At 65.1% G+C, this 13,674-nt stretch carries 15 protein-coding genes; 10 read left to right on the top strand and 5 right to left on the bottom strand.

What is annotated here, in order from left to right:
- Position 1 precedes the first annotated feature (1 nt).
- On the bottom strand, positions 2-1,762 hold the full coding sequence (locus VF631_RS01625; protein WP_431848515.1) for a ShlB/FhaC/HecB family hemolysin secretion/activation protein: 1,761 nt from the start codon (positions 1,760-1,762) through the stop codon (positions 2-4).
- 234 nt (positions 1,763-1,996) lie between these two features.
- Positions 1,997-2,857 carry a YciC family protein gene (locus tag VF631_RS01620; protein ID WP_431848514.1) on the bottom strand — a complete coding sequence of 287 codons (861 nt, stop codon included), beginning with the start codon at positions 2,855-2,857 and terminating at the stop codon, positions 1,997-1,999.
- A gap of 49 nt (positions 2,858-2,906) precedes the next feature.
- Between VF631_RS01620 and VF631_RS01615 the strand changes: the two genes are divergently transcribed.
- From VF631_RS01615 to VF631_RS01585, 7 genes are read left to right on the top strand one after another with little or no spacing between them, the layout of a single operon-like run.
- On the top strand, positions 2,907-3,545 hold the full coding sequence (locus VF631_RS01615) for a DUF4129 domain-containing protein (RefSeq protein ID WP_431848513.1): 639 nt from the start codon (positions 2,907-2,909) through the stop codon (positions 3,543-3,545).
- A complete protein-coding gene (locus VF631_RS01610; RefSeq protein ID WP_431848512.1) occupies positions 3,542-4,753 on the top strand; it encodes a hypothetical protein in 1,212 nt (403 codons plus the stop codon). Before VF631_RS01615 ends, VF631_RS01610 begins: the two co-directional genes overlap by 4 nt.
- Positions 4,750-5,706 carry an AAA family ATPase gene (locus VF631_RS01605; protein ID WP_431848511.1) on the top strand — a complete coding sequence of 319 codons (957 nt, stop codon included), beginning with the start codon at positions 4,750-4,752 and terminating at the stop codon, positions 5,704-5,706. Before VF631_RS01610 ends, VF631_RS01605 begins: the two co-directional genes overlap by 4 nt.
- On the top strand, positions 5,703-7,016 hold the full coding sequence (locus VF631_RS01600) for a DUF58 domain-containing protein (RefSeq protein WP_431848510.1): 1,314 nt from the start codon (positions 5,703-5,705) through the stop codon (positions 7,014-7,016). Before VF631_RS01605 ends, VF631_RS01600 begins: the two co-directional genes overlap by 4 nt.
- Positions 7,013-8,008 carry a stage II sporulation protein M gene (locus tag VF631_RS01595; protein WP_431848509.1) on the top strand — a complete coding sequence of 332 codons (996 nt, stop codon included), beginning with the start codon at positions 7,013-7,015 and terminating at the stop codon, positions 8,006-8,008. The genes VF631_RS01600 and VF631_RS01595 overlap by 4 nt, the downstream gene beginning before the upstream one ends.
- On the top strand, positions 8,001-8,867 hold the full coding sequence (locus VF631_RS01590) for an RDD family protein (protein WP_431848508.1): 867 nt from the start codon (positions 8,001-8,003) through the stop codon (positions 8,865-8,867). The genes VF631_RS01595 and VF631_RS01590 overlap by 8 nt, the downstream gene beginning before the upstream one ends.
- Complete coding sequence (locus VF631_RS01585) at positions 8,857-8,985, top strand: hypothetical protein (RefSeq protein ID WP_431848507.1); 129 nt, start codon at positions 8,857-8,859, stop codon at positions 8,983-8,985. The genes VF631_RS01590 and VF631_RS01585 overlap by 11 nt, the downstream gene beginning before the upstream one ends.
- 76 nt (positions 8,986-9,061) lie before the next feature.
- Here VF631_RS01585 and VF631_RS01580 read toward each other — a convergent pair whose 3' ends face one another.
- The 3 genes from VF631_RS01580 to VF631_RS01570 are packed head-to-tail and all read right to left on the bottom strand — an operon-like array spanning position 9,062 to position 11,801.
- The gene (locus VF631_RS01580; protein ID WP_431848506.1) at positions 9,062-10,384 is read right to left on the bottom strand and encodes a tetratricopeptide repeat protein; all 1,323 of its coding nucleotides are present in this window, start codon (positions 10,382-10,384) and stop codon (positions 9,062-9,064) included.
- Between the two features lie 26 nt (positions 10,385-10,410).
- A complete protein-coding gene (locus VF631_RS01575) occupies positions 10,411-11,151 on the bottom strand; it encodes a DUF4331 family protein (RefSeq protein ID WP_431848505.1) in 741 nt (246 codons plus the stop codon).
- On the bottom strand, positions 11,151-11,801 hold the full coding sequence (locus VF631_RS01570) for a hypothetical protein (protein WP_431848504.1): 651 nt from the start codon (positions 11,799-11,801) through the stop codon (positions 11,151-11,153). Before VF631_RS01570 ends, VF631_RS01575 begins: the two co-directional genes overlap by 1 nt.
- A 447-nt stretch (positions 11,802-12,248) precedes the next feature.
- On the opposite strand from VF631_RS01570, the gene VF631_RS01565 reads away from it, so the two are divergent.
- The 3 genes from VF631_RS01565 (at position 12,249) to VF631_RS01555 (ending at position 13,673) form a co-directional block, all read left to right on the top strand.
- On the top strand, positions 12,249-12,380 hold the full coding sequence (locus VF631_RS01565) for a hypothetical protein (RefSeq protein WP_431848503.1): 132 nt from the start codon (positions 12,249-12,251) through the stop codon (positions 12,378-12,380).
- 380 nt (positions 12,381-12,760) lie between these two features.
- Complete coding sequence (locus VF631_RS01560; protein WP_431848502.1) at positions 12,761-12,994, top strand: hypothetical protein; 234 nt, start codon at positions 12,761-12,763, stop codon at positions 12,992-12,994.
- Positions 12,995-13,430: 436 nt separating this feature from the next.
- Positions 13,431-13,673, top strand: coding sequence for a hypothetical protein (locus VF631_RS01555; RefSeq protein WP_431848501.1), 243 nt, complete (start codon positions 13,431-13,433; stop codon positions 13,671-13,673).
- The last annotated feature ends 1 nt before the right edge of the window (position 13,674 follow it).

Below are 13,674 nucleotides of genomic sequence, written 5' to 3'. Positions count from 1 at the left end.
GTCAGAAGCTCCAGGGGAAGAGACGAGTGGAGATGGAGATGAGCAGGCGCGGATCGGGCTTTTCCTCCATGAGGACGCCCGCGCGCTTGAGCGGAACGGCAAGGGCGACGTCGATCGTCGCGCCGCGGTAAATGCCGCGCAGCCCAGCGCCGGCCGAATAGAGCTTGTTGTTCTCGTCAGAGGTCAGGCGGTCCTTGTTGGTGACCCGCGCCGCATCGAAGAACAGGTAGGGCTGGACCGACGGACGATCGAGCGCGGTCGGCAGGATGCTGCCGAAGCGCACTTCCGTTTGCACGCCGACGCCGCTGTCGCCGAGCAGGCTGCCCGGATCGTAGCCGCGTCCCACCGTATAATTGCCGGCCGAGAATTCCTCGAAGCTCAGGAGCGGATCGGCGCCATATTGACCGCGTACGCCGAGTGCGAACGTGACGCGCGGCGCGGGCCGATACTCGCTGAACACCTCGCCCCGGAACACCGTGGCGGTGGGATCGCCTTCCAGCCGGCTGAGCGGAACCGCGCCGACCGCGCTGCACCGCGCGAAGTTGACGCCGCAATCCTCGCTAGCGCCGAAGATGTCGACTCCGCGCCGCGCCTGGAACGAGCCTGCCGCCCGCCAGCGCGGCTCGGCGGCCGAATAGCCGCCAAAGCCGTTGAGGCTGCCCTGGTCCACCGTCTCCATGTCGACTCGGGCGAAGGCGACGCGCAGGCGATCGCGCGTGATCGGCAGGCCGTTCAGGCTGACGCGCTGATTGACGAGGTCCAGCCCCAGCGCGCCCCGGATCGTCTCCTTCTGGCTGCGCAGGAACGGATAGCTCGCCTCGGCCGTCGCGAGCAGCGTCCGGGCGCGGACGCGCAGATTGGGATCGTCCAGGTCGGGCTCGGCCCAGGCGTAGGTGAACTGGCCGGACAGCGTCAGCCCCTCGCCGCCGACCCGGAAATCGTGGCCGAGTTGAACCGTCTGCTGCTCCTGGAAGTCCGCGGTCGAGAAGAGCGCGATGCTGGTGCGGTCGCCGAGCCCGGTCAGTCCGTAGAACTGCCCGCGGACGAGCCCGCCGAAGCGGCCCAGGTCCCTGGAACCGAAATTCTGGATGTTGGCATCGACCTCGGCGGGGATGCGCAGCACCGCCACTTCGCCGATCACCTCGCCGCGACCCGCCTGCGCGGAACGCAGCGACAGGCGAACGTCATAGCCCGGAATGTCGCCGGCGAGCAGCAGGTAGCGCTCGGCCTCGAAGCGGTTGAAAACGGGCTGCTCCGTCAGCCGTTGCAGGTAGCCGGCGATGGTCTGCTCGGCCCGGCCGGCATCGCCGCGCACACGCAGGCCGACCAGCTTGGCCATTAGCACCTGGAAGCGGACGTTGCCCTCGGCGATGCGCTGCTCGGGCACTTCGACCGCCGCAAGGTAGCCGGCGTTGCGCAATATGGTCGCCGCGCGATCGCGGATCTCGCAGATCACCGAAACCGGCTGCTCCGTGCCGACGAACTGCGCATAGGCCGGACTGAGGTCGGCCGCGGCAAGCCCCCGCAGATCGTCGAAAGCGACGGAGCGGACAGTGAAGCGGATATTCTGATATTGCGGGTCGGCGAGAGCGCACGGCGCCCGCTCGATGCCGCCTTCGACGGTCAGCCGCGGCGCTCGTGGCGTGGTTTCCCGCACCGGAGCGCGCTGGATTTCTTCACGGGTCGGAGGCTGTGGGATGTTGGGTTGAGTCTGCGCCTGGATGGCGCCTGCCGGAAACACGCCGGCGGCCGCAAAAGCCAAAACAGTCCAAGAGCTCTTCTCGAGCATTCACTTACCCCCCGGTTCTTTTCTTCTTTCAGACCAGAGCATTAGCCCGGTCTGCCCCAATCAGCCGCCTAACCGCGGCTTCAAAGTCCCCTTTGTCCAAGTCGAGCCCCGACTCGAAATGAACGTAACCCTACCGAAAATTTTGTTCGCGTAGAAGGATATACGTCAAAGTTGAGAAGACTACCCCCATTTTGGCTTTTTCACCGATCAGGCGAAGACATCGGCAAGACCTTGAACTGTCGCACCTTCCTTGACCGACCTGAGCTCGAAGTACAGTGAGGCGGCCATGGCTGAGCCCAACACAGTCATCAATGCCGCCGAGGCGCCCTGAAGCAGCGATTGGGCCGCTGCGCTGTCGTCCACCCCAAAGGCCGTGCTGATCGCCGAAGTCACGGTCCAGGCGATGAGATAAGCGACGAGGAACAGAAGAAGCATCAGGAATATGCGGCGGCGCGACCCACGGGTGAGCTCCCGGCTGCGCCGCATGCTATGGAACACGCCCCCTTCCTCGACCAGCACGGGCACGCTCACGATAAATGCTATGTAGATGATGATGCCGGGGACGATCAGCAGCATCATCCCGATCCCGACCAGAAACCAGCTGCAGATGGCAAGGCCGATCATCGGCAGAAGGAGGCGGAAAGCGTTGATGAGGCTGCCCGCGATGTCGACTGGAGCGCCGCCGAGCTGCAGGATCGAGGAGCGGACGATGACGGCCTGCAGCAGATAGCCGCCGACGATCGCGAAGAGCCAGGCCGACCAGAATACGGGCGATGAGTAGGCGAACGAAGCCTCGCCGCCCTCCACCGCTTGCAGCGTCGACCAGTTCATGTAGCCGTTCGGGATTCCGCTCAGCAGCAGGCTGAGCAACAGATAAGGGCCGATTTGCCGGGTGAGCACCTCGAACCCGTTTTGCACCACGCGGCCGACTTCGATCTTCGGAACATCTCCCGCCAACGTCGCCACCATGATCTCCCAATCGGTCCGGCCCCAATCCTTTCCAACGCAGAGCGCCCTGTCCAGCCGCCTTTTGTGCCCGATTACCGGAGGTTGTGCTTGCCTGCGCATCGCAGGCCCGCTTACACAAGCGCGGCGCCAGCGGCGCCAAGGGGGATGAGTGGCGTCGGTGCCCGTGGCAGGATCGGCTGAGGAGGGAGCGCCCCGCTCGTTCGACGAGGCGCATCGCCAGCTGCTGGCCGACAAGGATATCCAGTTCACCATGGAGCCTTTCCGGCCGGAGCCGCCGCCCGCCTGGCTTAAGTCGCTGATCGAGACGATCGTCGAAATCTGGCCGGTGCTGCGCGTCCTGTTCTGGATCGGCCTCGTCGCCCTGGTTCTGTATCTCCTTTATCAGTTGGCGAAGCGCCTGGCGGGCGAGCGCTGGCCTTGGCGAAGAAGTGGCACCCTGGCGGGCACGAGTGAATGGCGGCCGCAGGAAGGCCCCGCCCGCGCCCTGCTCGCCGAGGCCGACAGGCTCGCGGCGGACGGGCGCTTCGACGAGGCCGCGCATCTGCTGCTGTTCCGCAGCATCGAGGATATCGACGCGCGCCGCCCGCAACTGGTGCAGCCGGCGCTGACCAGCCGCGATATCGCCTCCGCGCCCGATCTTCCGGACGAGCCCCGGCGGGCTTTCCAGTCGATCGTTCTGCTGGTGGAGCGCAGCCTGTTCGGCGGGAGGCGCCTCGCCCGGCCGGACTGGGAACAATGCCGCGCGAATTATGAAGCGTTCGCCTTTGCCGGAGCCTGGGCCCGGTGAAAGGGAGCACGTCCAACCAGCCGTTCAACCCGCGCCTGATTGCGGGGCTGGTCTGCGGCGGCCTGCTCGCCTTTATCGGCTTTCTCGTGCTCACGGCTTACGCCGGCAATTTCCGCTCGGGCCGGGACGGTCTGGCCCACGCGCTCTCGGTCTCCGCGGTCGGCTACAAGGGCCTGGCCGATCTGATCGAACTGAGCGGAGGCGACACGTTCCTCGCTCGCGATCAGGAGGCAGGCGAAAGCGAGGATCTGCTGATCGTCACCATCAATGAGCGCACGGAACAATCGGGGCTCACCGAACTGCTCGAACGTCGCAGCGCCAAGGCCACTTTGCTGGTGCTCCCGAAATGGCAGGTCCAGGCGCAGCCGCTGCGGCGATCCTGGGTGACGAAGCTGGGGCCAGCTCCCGCTTCCTCGGTCGGCAACGCTCTTCCTGACTGGCTGGAGCTCAGGATCGAGCAATCCCCAGCCTCGCGCAGCCCGCTGGCCGGACAGAGCTTCATGGAAGGGTTCCAGGTGGCGGCACCCAGCGAGATCGTGCAGACCGTCGCCGGCGAAGGCTTGGAACCGCTGCTCGCCGGCCCCCGCGGTGCGGCAGTGCTGGCCCGCCTCTCGGACCGAAATCAGCTCTACATCCTCGCCGATCCCGACCTCCTCAACAACCAGGGGCTTCGCGAGCGCGAGCGGGCCGCTGCGGCGCTCGCCCTGATCGATCAGCTCAACGTCAACTACGCCGAATCCGTGATCTTCGACCTCACCCTGAGCGGGTTCGGGGAGCAACAAAGCATGCTGAGGCTCGCCTTCGAGCCGCCCTTCCTGGCGCTCACGGCAGCCTTGCTGATCGCCGGCTTGCTGGCGGCCCTGCATGGCGTCGCCTCGTTCGGACCGAGGGCCCACGAGAAGCGTGCAATCGCCCTTGGCAAAGCGGCGCTCGTGGACAACAGCGCCGGCCTTGTCCGCCTCGCTCGGCGCGAGCACCGCGTCGGGAGCCATTATGCCGATGTGGTCCGCGACGCGGCGGTGCGCGATGCAGGCGCTCCAGCCAATCTGAATGGCGCGGAGCTGGAAACCTATCTGGACCGGATCGGGCCGCCCGCCGCGCCTCGCTTCAGCGAATTGGCCTCAGCCGTCCGCGCCGCCGGCGATCCGGAGACTCTGCTCGGGGCCGCGCGCGCCCTGTTCCAATGGAAAAAGGATATGGCCCGTTGACGATCGATGACGTGAAAGCACTGGCCGAACGCATTCGCACGGAGGTCGGACGAGCGATCGTCGGGCAGGACGAGGCGATCGAGCTGATGCTCGTGGCTTTGTTCGCCTCCGGCCACGTTCTCCTGGAAGGTCCGCCGGGAACGGCCAAGACCTTCCTGGTCCAGTGCTTCTCCCGCGTGCTCGGCCTCGGCTTCGGGCGCATCCAGTTCACGCCCGATCTGATGCCGGGCGACATTGTCGGGTCCAACCTGTTCAACTTCCAGACGAGCGCGTTCACGCTGACCCGCGGCCCGATCTTCTGCGAGATCCTCCTGGCCGACGAGATCAATCGTACGCCGCCCAAGACACAGGCGGCCTTGCTGGAAGCCATGCAGGAGCGCGCCGTCACCATCGACGGCCAGACCCTGCCCTTGTCCGATCGCTTCATGGTGATCGCGACCCAGAACCCGATCGAGCAGCAGGGCGTCTACCCGCTCCCCGAAGCGCAGCTCGATCGCTTCCTGTTCAAGCACAAGATGGCCTATCCGAGCGAGGCGGAGGAGCGCCGCATCGTCCAGGAGCATGGCGCACGTTTCGGGGCGCCGCGTCCGGAAGCATGGCACCTGGAGACGCTGGTCGACCGCGACACCCTGGTTCGAGCCGGCCAGGTCGTGGCGGCCGTGCCGATGGTGGAGGATGTGGTAAACTATGTCGTCCGGCTGGTCCGGCAGACCCGCGACGCGGCGGACCTTCAAGGCGGCGCTTCTCCCCGCGCCGCCGCCATGCTGGCCGGAGCAGCCCGGGCGCGGGCAGCGCTCGATGGGCGCAATTATGTGATCCCGGACGATGTGAAGGCGCTCGCCGCGCCGGTCCTGCGCCACCGGGTCATCCTGTCTCCTGCCGCGGAGATCGAGGGCAGACCGGTGGAAGGCGTGATCGCGCGGCTGATCGAGCAGGTCGAGGCGCCGCGTTGATCTACCCGGCTCGGCGCTCGATCCTGATCGCGGCGGCGCTCGCGCCGATCTCGCTCGCGATCGGTGTCGCCGTTCCGCAATACTGGTTCGCCGGGCTGGCCTTGCTCCTGCTCCTGTTGCTGCTCTGCGGTGTCGACGCGCTTGCCGCGGCTACGGCGGATGCGGTGGGCGCCCAATGGTCGGGTCCCCGTGCAATCGGTGTCGGCGAGCCATTCGCCATCGCCGTCGAGGTGCGGGCGCCGGTTACCGGGCCCCCCTCGATCGAGGTCGCGATCGACAACAGCCCCCTGCTCGCCGGCACGGACGGCCACCGCCGCTCCGTCACCATGATCGAAGGAATCGGCGACGCGTCGTTCGAGTTCGTCCCTGAACGTCGCGGCCAGGCCGAACTGAGCCAGCTCTGGATGCGCTGGCGCGGTCCCCTCGGGCTCGTCTGGCGACAGAAAGAGGCCCTGCTCGCGGCTCACATCCTGATCACACCTGACATTCGTCCGGTGCGCCAGAAGAGCGCCCAGCTCCTTCACCGCGATGCGATGCACGGCATGGCGGCGCAGTTGCAGGTCGGCGAAGGCTCGGAATTCGAGGCGCTGACGGAATACAAGCCCGGCATGGACCGGCGCTCGATCGACTGGAAGCAGTCCGCCCGCCACACCAATCTGATGGCGAAGGAATATCGCACGGAGCGCAACAACAACATCGTTCTGGCGATCGATGCCGGCCGCGCGATGGGGGATCCGATCGCAGGTGTGCCGCGCGTCGACCGGGCGATCTCGGCAGGGCTCCTGACCGCCTTTGTGGCGCTCAAGGAAGGCGACCGCGTTTCCTTTTTCGGCTTCGATTCCCGCCCGCGCGTCGCGACCAACCCGGTCGCCGGCGGCCGCTCCTTCGCCCTGCTGCAGCAGGTCGCGGCGCGGATCGACTATTCGTCCAACGAGACCAACTATACGCTCGCTCTGTCGACCCTCGCCGCCCGGCTGCAGCGCCGGTCCTTGATCATCATCTTCACCGATTTCCCGGATACGATCAGCGCCGAGTTGATGCTGGCCGCACTGAAGCCGTTGCTCAGCCGCCACCTCGTCCTTTTCGTCTCGATGCACGATGAGGAGTTGGAGGCGCTGGCCTCCGCCGAGCCGACGCAACCGCAGGACGTGGTCCGGTCCGTCACCGCCGCCGGCCTGCTTCGCCAGCGCATGCTGGTCCTGACGAGGCTTCGCCGGCTGGGCGCCCATGTGATCGAGACGCAGCACGACACTGCAGGGTCCGCAGTGATGGAAAACTACCTTCGCTTGAAAAGGCGGGGCTCGCTATGACGGCCTCCGCCGCAGCCCGGCGGTTCCGGGCGGACCGCGAGGAGGAATGGCGGCGGCTCGAGGCCCTGCTCACCACCGTCGAGAAGAAGTCGGCGCGCGCGCTCAGCGATCACGATCTGCTGGAACTGCCGCTGCTTTACCGCTCGGCCCTGTCCTCCCTATCGGTCGCGCGCGAGACTTCGCTGGACCTCGAACTCGTCACCTATCTCGAGGGCCTTTGCGCCCGCGCCTACTTCTTCGTCTACGGGGTCAGAAGTTCGGCCTGGACCCGGCTCAAGCGTTTCTTTCGGGACGACTGGCCGCTCGCGGTCCGCAGCATCTGGCGTGAGACGCTGGTCGCATGCCTGCTGCTCCTGTTCGGCGCGGTGGTCGGCTTCCTGCTGGTCCAGAACGATCCGGCCTGGTTCGGTTCGTTCGTGCCCGCAGAGCTGGCCGGGGGCCGCGATTTCACCTCCTCCGCCGCTTCGCTTCGTTCGACACTCTATGATGGCGGCGGCAAGAACCAGATGCTGGAGGCGTTCGCCGCCTTTCTGTTCAGCCATAACAGCCGCGTGGCGATCTTCTGTTTCGCGCTGGGCTTCGCCTTCGGGCTGCCGACCGCGATGCTGCTCGTCTACAACGGCCTGACCCTCGGCGCATTTGTGGCCCTGTTCAGCTCCCGCGGCCTCGGGCTCGAGCTTGGCGGCTGGCTCTTCATTCACGGCACGACCGAGCTTTTCGCCATCATCCTGGCCGGCGCCGCGGGGCTCAGAATCGGATGGGCGGTGGTGTTCCCGGGCGAGCGGGCCCGGCTTCAGGCAGCCAGCCATGCCGGTCGGACTTCCGCCGTCGCGATGTCGGGCGTTGTGCTGATGCTCCTTGCCGCAGGATTGCTGGAAGGCGTCGGCCGGCAGGAGATCACGAGCGACCTTGCCCGCTATGGGATCGGCTCGGCCGCCCTGATCATCTGGCTCCTCTATTACTACGCGCCCCGGTCACCGCTTCATGGCTGAGGCGGCCCTCGGCTCCGTGCCGACCAAGACCGCCAGGACCCTGGTCACACCGGAAGGCGTCGCGCTGAACCTTCAACTGGCCCGTGCCGGCGAGCGCGTATCGGCCTTTTTGCTGGACCTGTTGTTCATGGTCGGATCGCTGCTGATCCTGACGGTGAGCATCCTGCTCGGCGCCTTCAGCATAGGCATCCAGACAGCCGGCAACATCGCCCTCGCGCTCTGGCTGCTCGGCTTCTTCTTCATCCGCAACGGCTATTTCATCCTGGCGGAGATGAGCCCCCGTGCAGCAACCTTCGGCAAGCGCATCGTCGGCCTGCGGGTCGTCGCCCGCAATGGCGGCCAGCTCACCGCCGACGCTGTGATCGCCCGGAATCTGATGCGTGAACTCGAATTCTTCCTGCCGATCTCGTTCCTCGCCTCCGAGGCGGCGGAAAGCGGGGTGGAAAGCGCCGCCTGGCTGCTTGGCCTTATCTGGACCGGCATTTTCCTGTTCTTCCCCTTCTTCAATCGCGATCGGCTCCGCATCGGTGACTTGCTGGCCGGCACCTGGGTGATCCACGCGCCCAAGCGCAAGCTGGGCCTTGACCTTCTGTCCGAGCCCGAGCAGCCGCCCGCGCGCTTCTCCGAAGCCCAACTCGCGGCCTACGGTATTTACGAGCTGCAAACGCTGGAAGGCGTCCTTCGCGCGCGCAACCCGCAAGGCATGGCCACCGTAGCGGCCGCCATCCGGGCGAAGACAGGAATCAGCGCCGACCAGGAGGACGAAGCCTTTCTCCGCGATTATTACGCAGCCCTCCGGCTGCGGCTCGAACGCGGCCTCCTGCTTGGCCGTCGAAAGGCCAACAAGCATGAGACATGACGACGACGAACGGCCTACTCTGGGCGAAAGGCTCGGCAGCTACCTGTGGCTCGCCGGCATCATCGTGCTGATCGCCTGGTTCGCGCTGCTCTGGTCCATGTTCGGCGACGTGCTCTGATCCGGGCAGCTGCCCGTTGATCAGCGACCACTAGACGAAAGATGCGTAGCAGGCAGCGGTCACATCGGGGCTGAATTCAAATTGCGAGCGCGCGGGCCAGCCGGTTTTGTTCGGCAGCAGGGCCCGCGAGGCCGAGCGCGGAATAGATTTCCGAAGCGGTAAGGTGAAGGTCGACGGTGCGCCACGTCGTGGCCAAGACCGCGTCGATCACGGCGCGTGCCTCGGCAGTCCGCTTGCTGCCGAGAAGTGCCTTGGCCAGGGCGATCTTCGCGGCGCCATAGGGACGGGCCTGGTGATTGCGCCGGGCGAGCGAGAGGGCGCACGGCCAGTCGCCCTTGGCGATACAATGGTCGATGGCATGGCCGTAGGAAGCCTCTGGGAAGGCTTGCAAGCGTTGGGTCCACGCAGCTTCGGCCCTGCTGAACCAGTGTTCGGCGGCCTTGCGGTCGCCCTGCGCCGCTGCGACCTCGGCCAGCGCGTCCATGAACTCCGGGTGGCCGGTCCGGCGCACAATGTCCCGATACATCGTCTGCGCCGCGCCCGGGTCTCCCTTGAGCGCGGTCACCTCGGCGATATGCTCCTCGATCAGCCAGAAGCCCGGAAAGATCTCGTTCGCGCGGCGGAAATGGGCGAGCGCGTCGTCCAGACGGCCACGGTCCAGATCAAGAATCCCGCGCTGCAACTCCAGTGTGCCGCGGGCGTGGCGTGTGGGATTCTGGAGCGCTCGCTCGGCCTTGTTGAAATAGTCTTCGGCAAGGACCGGCCGACCGGTGAAGCTGAGGTAAATGGCCCGCCGGAAGTCCGACGTGCCGGGAGCCAATCGATCGGCGGCATCATATTGGGCGAGCGCGCCCCCGTAGTCCCCGCGATAGAGTGCGATGTCGCCGCGAATTGCAGTGACCTCCGCCTGCTCTTCGCGATCCGGCGGGACGGCATAGCGGCCGATCGCGTCCAGGTAGCGCTCGGCTTCGGGCAGCCGATGCATAGAGAAAGCAAGCACCGCGCCGGTGAGATGCGGCCCCGTTCCGGGCGATGCGACGGCGAATGCCTGCTCGAGCGACCGCTTCGCCGCCGCATGGTCCTCGTAGGAGCCGGTCAGACGTGCGCGGGTCAGCCAAGCGCGGGCCGAGATATTGTGCATCAGCCAATCGCCGGACATCGTACGGGTGCGGTCGTTGACGCTGGCCAGGTGGTAGTCGGCCTGAGCAAGGGCGCGGGGATAATCCTGGGCGATGCCGGTCAGCGCAAGATCGGTATAGCCGCCGCCCCGTTTCAGGCCGAGCCATTCAGGTGCGCCGAAGCTGCGCTCGATCGCCAGCAAGAACAGCGCCGCCGCCACGAACACCGCTGACCAGCGGGCCAGCGGTAAGGAAAGCAGATGACCTTGCATGCTCTCCATGCGGTCCGACCTTGCGCCCGCTCCGCTCAGCCCGGAGTGGCGCAGGGTGTCAGGCCCGCGGCCCTCAGATCGTCATCGAGCTGTGTCGCCAGGGTCGCCAGAGTGGCGGACATGTCTGGAACGAAGCGGCCGGTGACGTCGTCAGGCGGGCTGGCGTCGTTGAACGGAAGCTTCTGCGCGTTCGAAATGAGCGCGGTTGAAGTCGCCGGGAAGCCGGTGCGATCGACCCGCACGTAGGCGCTGGCCGGATCGGTCCGGAACTGGAAGTTGCTGCCGGCGCCCGACGCGATGGGCGGGTTGCCCTGGGGCGGCGCAATGAAGGGAAACTCCGCGCGGAACGGCCGGTCGTTCGCGGGCGGATTGAGCGGAAGTCCGACAAAGGTCCCGGCCGAGTGCCGGGTCAGATCGAGCAACAGCGCGGCCAAGGTGATGTCCACCACCGAATCCTGAAGTCGCCGCCCGTTGGGAAAGCCGGCGGGCGCGTTCAGGTTCAACTGCAAAGTGTCGGGCACGACGAGGCTGGCGACGCTGCGGCCCGGCGCAACCTCCTGGGTAAGGCATCTTGTGACACTCAGGGTCGTGATGCCGGGCGTTGGGGTAGGCGTTGGCGTGGGGGCCGGGGTTGGCGCCGGAGTTGGCGCCGGACCGGAAATGGGCGGCGTCGGCGTCGGCGAGCTTGTGTCGTTGTTGCCGCCGCTGCACCCGGCAAGCGCGAAGCTGAGGGCGAAGGTGGCCGCCAGGGGCACGAGATGAAGCTGCTTGCGCATCAGAGCTGCCCCCCGAACCGTCCGGCCTCGGACCAGACGTCGATTTGGTTATTGCCGTTCTCGATCCGGATCCGCGGTATCTGGATCACCACGCCCGTAATGTTGGCGTTGGCGAAGGAACTTCGCATGTTGTTGAACCGCAGTGCCCCGGTAGATCGGGTTTCGCGCAGGCCCTGAAGGTCGAAAAAGAAGGGATCGTCGAACAGTCCGGCCCGGATGAGGTAGCCGCCTTGGCCGAATGTAGTCTCAACAGGGCCTTGGATCACGGGAATATCCGGCAGGCCTTTGATCTGCACGCCCGGATTGGTGCCGTCGAAGCCGAACCGGATGTCGATCGGAATCTCGGTAGTGGCCCGGTTGCCGTCTGTGGACAGGTGGATCCGGTAGAGCACGTTGGGGTCATAGACAGCCGGAAGATTGATGGCTGCGGGCCCTGCAAAGGTGATCGCCAGGACCAGATTGTTCGCGTCGTGAAACGCATAGACATCGGCAAGATCCGCGGCGCGGTCCGGCGTCGGATCAACTCCGACCTCGGTGCGGGAAGCTGGCTCGTTATGGTCCGCTGCAGTGGTCGCGCGATGGCCCACGAATGCAAGGGCGCAAATAGCGGCGATGGAAGGCACCGCGACTCGCAAGGTCCTCTTCAGCATGAACATCTCCCCCTAGCATCCGGAAAACAGGCGTTTTGCCAAGCGGCACACGGCCGACCAGATAACTGATTACAGGAGCGTGCACCGCATTCCTTACCGATGCAAGGCCATAGGTACGAGTGAACGGAGCTCAACAGCAGCTACGCCTCCGATTTGCACAGGATTACGCCAAACGCCGAATGAAGATCGAACTCTACTGCTCTATGTTAAGCCTGTGCTCTTCAGCACTGGGGAAGTAGCTTGTTGTTGCTGCTGCCAAGCTGCGTCGCCAGCCCAGACTACTAAGCGCCTCCCCTGACCGCCAACAAACCGTATCAATTTGTTCGGTCGTCCTTAGGGCAAACATAGTGGCAGACCATGAATGAACGTTGCCTTGGAGGAAGCGCGGGGCCCCGCCTGGAACCCCGAGATGAGCGCAATGCCGCCCTCGCCCGGCTGTCCGACTGCATGAAGATTGAAGAATTGAGCGATGGTCGTTTTGCTGTAACGAGCACGGCGTTGTGCCAGCTTAGTGGTGAGGATGCGGACCCTGTGTCGCTCGTCGAGACCGACTATCTTGACGAAATGTCGGAGGCTTAGGAGCCGGCATCGTGTGGGCTAATGCGCGAAACCAGAAATGCGAATTGCATGCTGATCGAGCCGCTTGCCCCGACGCGATGATCGCTGAACTAAGGGGCGGCCTCGCCTTTTCGTCCGCGACGGCGAGGACGGCTGCGGGGCGAGCATCATAGAGATAGGATACTGCCCTTGGTGCGGCTTCAAGCTAAGTCGAAACGCTGATCTGGACCTCTCCGATCGTGGCGATGAGGAAAGCGGCTAAGCGCCCAAACCAGGCGTCCGTTGAACGTCCGCTTAGGGTGGAAAGCGGACATTTCCCGCGGCCGTGCGCAAAGGAGCAAAGGAGAAGCGCCCCAGCTTTCAAGCAAGGCGTCTGCAGACGAATTGCCGCGTCTTGTCGAATGGAGTTGGAAGCCTTTTGCAAAGCCTCGGACGAATGGATCCGGCTGGCTTATCAGGGTGTTTCCATGTCGCGGGTTCGAATCTCGTCCATTCCAGACGACATCAAGATCATCGCTCAGTTTCTGGCTAACTATTCAACGCCTCGTCGCGAGTGGCAGGACCTCACACGTGATGCCTTCAAGCTGCGACAGGAGCTGAAAAGGCGAGGTGAGTTCAAGCCGATCTCTGGTTAGCCGGCCCTTCCGAGTGTGGGGGGCGACTAGCGGAGACGCTTTCTGCACGAAATTCGTGAGCAGGTACGGGGCCGAGAAGAGAAGGCGCCCGAGCCGCTAAGACGGGATATGTTGAGCCGGACGAGCGATGGCGGCTCATAGCTTATTCACACGGTTGGGCATGCGCGACCTACTGAACTGATCGTAGCGTGCCCATATGCGTAGGCCAGCTTCTTCCGGGGCTTCTGCTAAAGGGTACGCACATGTTCGATCGATCCAAGCTGGAGCTGACGTGTGGGAACGGTCATAAGTCGGAGCACCTGATTGATCGGGTGCTCCGTCATAACGATGCCTGGTGCCCTAAGTGCGGTGCAGACATCCCTCACACTCCCGATGACGACGCCACCGCGTTGCAAAAAGCTGCCTGAGTGTTTGCGATCCCACAGAAGGCAGGCGGGTGAGCCGGTCTGAGCGCAATCAGAATGCTCGCACCGAGCCCTTTTCGCTGACGGTAGATCAATACGGACGCCTATGGCTCCACGCCAAGCTGGAGGGGCTGGAAGTAGCGGTTGACCTCGCGGAGAAGGACGAAGCGTTCCAGATCATGGCTACCACAATGGCCGAGCAGAAGTTCGAATACCGTCCAATTTCCCCGGCCCATGACGGGCTGGCAGATAACGATGACGAGATGCGCCGCTAGC

This window comes from Allosphingosinicella sp. (genome assembly GCF_036387615.1).
Classification (GTDB): Bacteria; Pseudomonadota; Alphaproteobacteria; order Sphingomonadales; family Sphingomonadaceae; genus Allosphingosinicella.
The sequence above is the reverse complement of the archived record's forward strand: the minus strand, read 5'-3'. Positions and strand labels throughout refer to the sequence as shown.

Bases quoted from the DNA above. Each gene is read 5' to 3' on its own strand.
- VF631_RS01590 (WP_431848508.1), top strand. From the start codon at position 8,001: ATGGCTGAGGCGGCCCTCGGCTCCGTGCCGACCAAGACCGCCAGGACC.
- VF631_RS01560 (WP_431848502.1), top strand. From the start codon at position 12,761: ATGGAGTTGGAAGCCTTTTGCAAAGCCTCGGACGAATGGATCCGGCTG.
- VF631_RS01565 (WP_431848503.1), top strand. From the start codon at position 12,249: ATGAAGATTGAAGAATTGAGCGATGGTCGTTTTGCTGTAACGAGCACG.
- VF631_RS01575 (WP_431848505.1), bottom strand. From the start codon at position 11,151: ATGCGCAAGCAGCTTCATCTCGTGCCCCTGGCGGCCACCTTCGCCCTC.
- VF631_RS01595 (WP_431848509.1), top strand. From the start codon at position 7,013: ATGACGGCCTCCGCCGCAGCCCGGCGGTTCCGGGCGGACCGCGAGGAG.
- VF631_RS01580 (WP_431848506.1), bottom strand. From the start codon at position 10,384: ATGGAGAGCATGCAAGGTCATCTGCTTTCCTTACCGCTGGCCCGCTGG.
- VF631_RS01570 (WP_431848504.1), bottom strand. From the start codon at position 11,801: ATGCTGAAGAGGACCTTGCGAGTCGCGGTGCCTTCCATCGCCGCTATT.
- VF631_RS01620 (WP_431848514.1), bottom strand. From the start codon at position 2,857: ATGCGCAGGCAAGCACAACCTCCGGTAATCGGGCACAAAAGGCGGCTG.
- VF631_RS01585 (WP_431848507.1), top strand. From the start codon at position 8,857: ATGAGACATGACGACGACGAACGGCCTACTCTGGGCGAAAGGCTCGGC.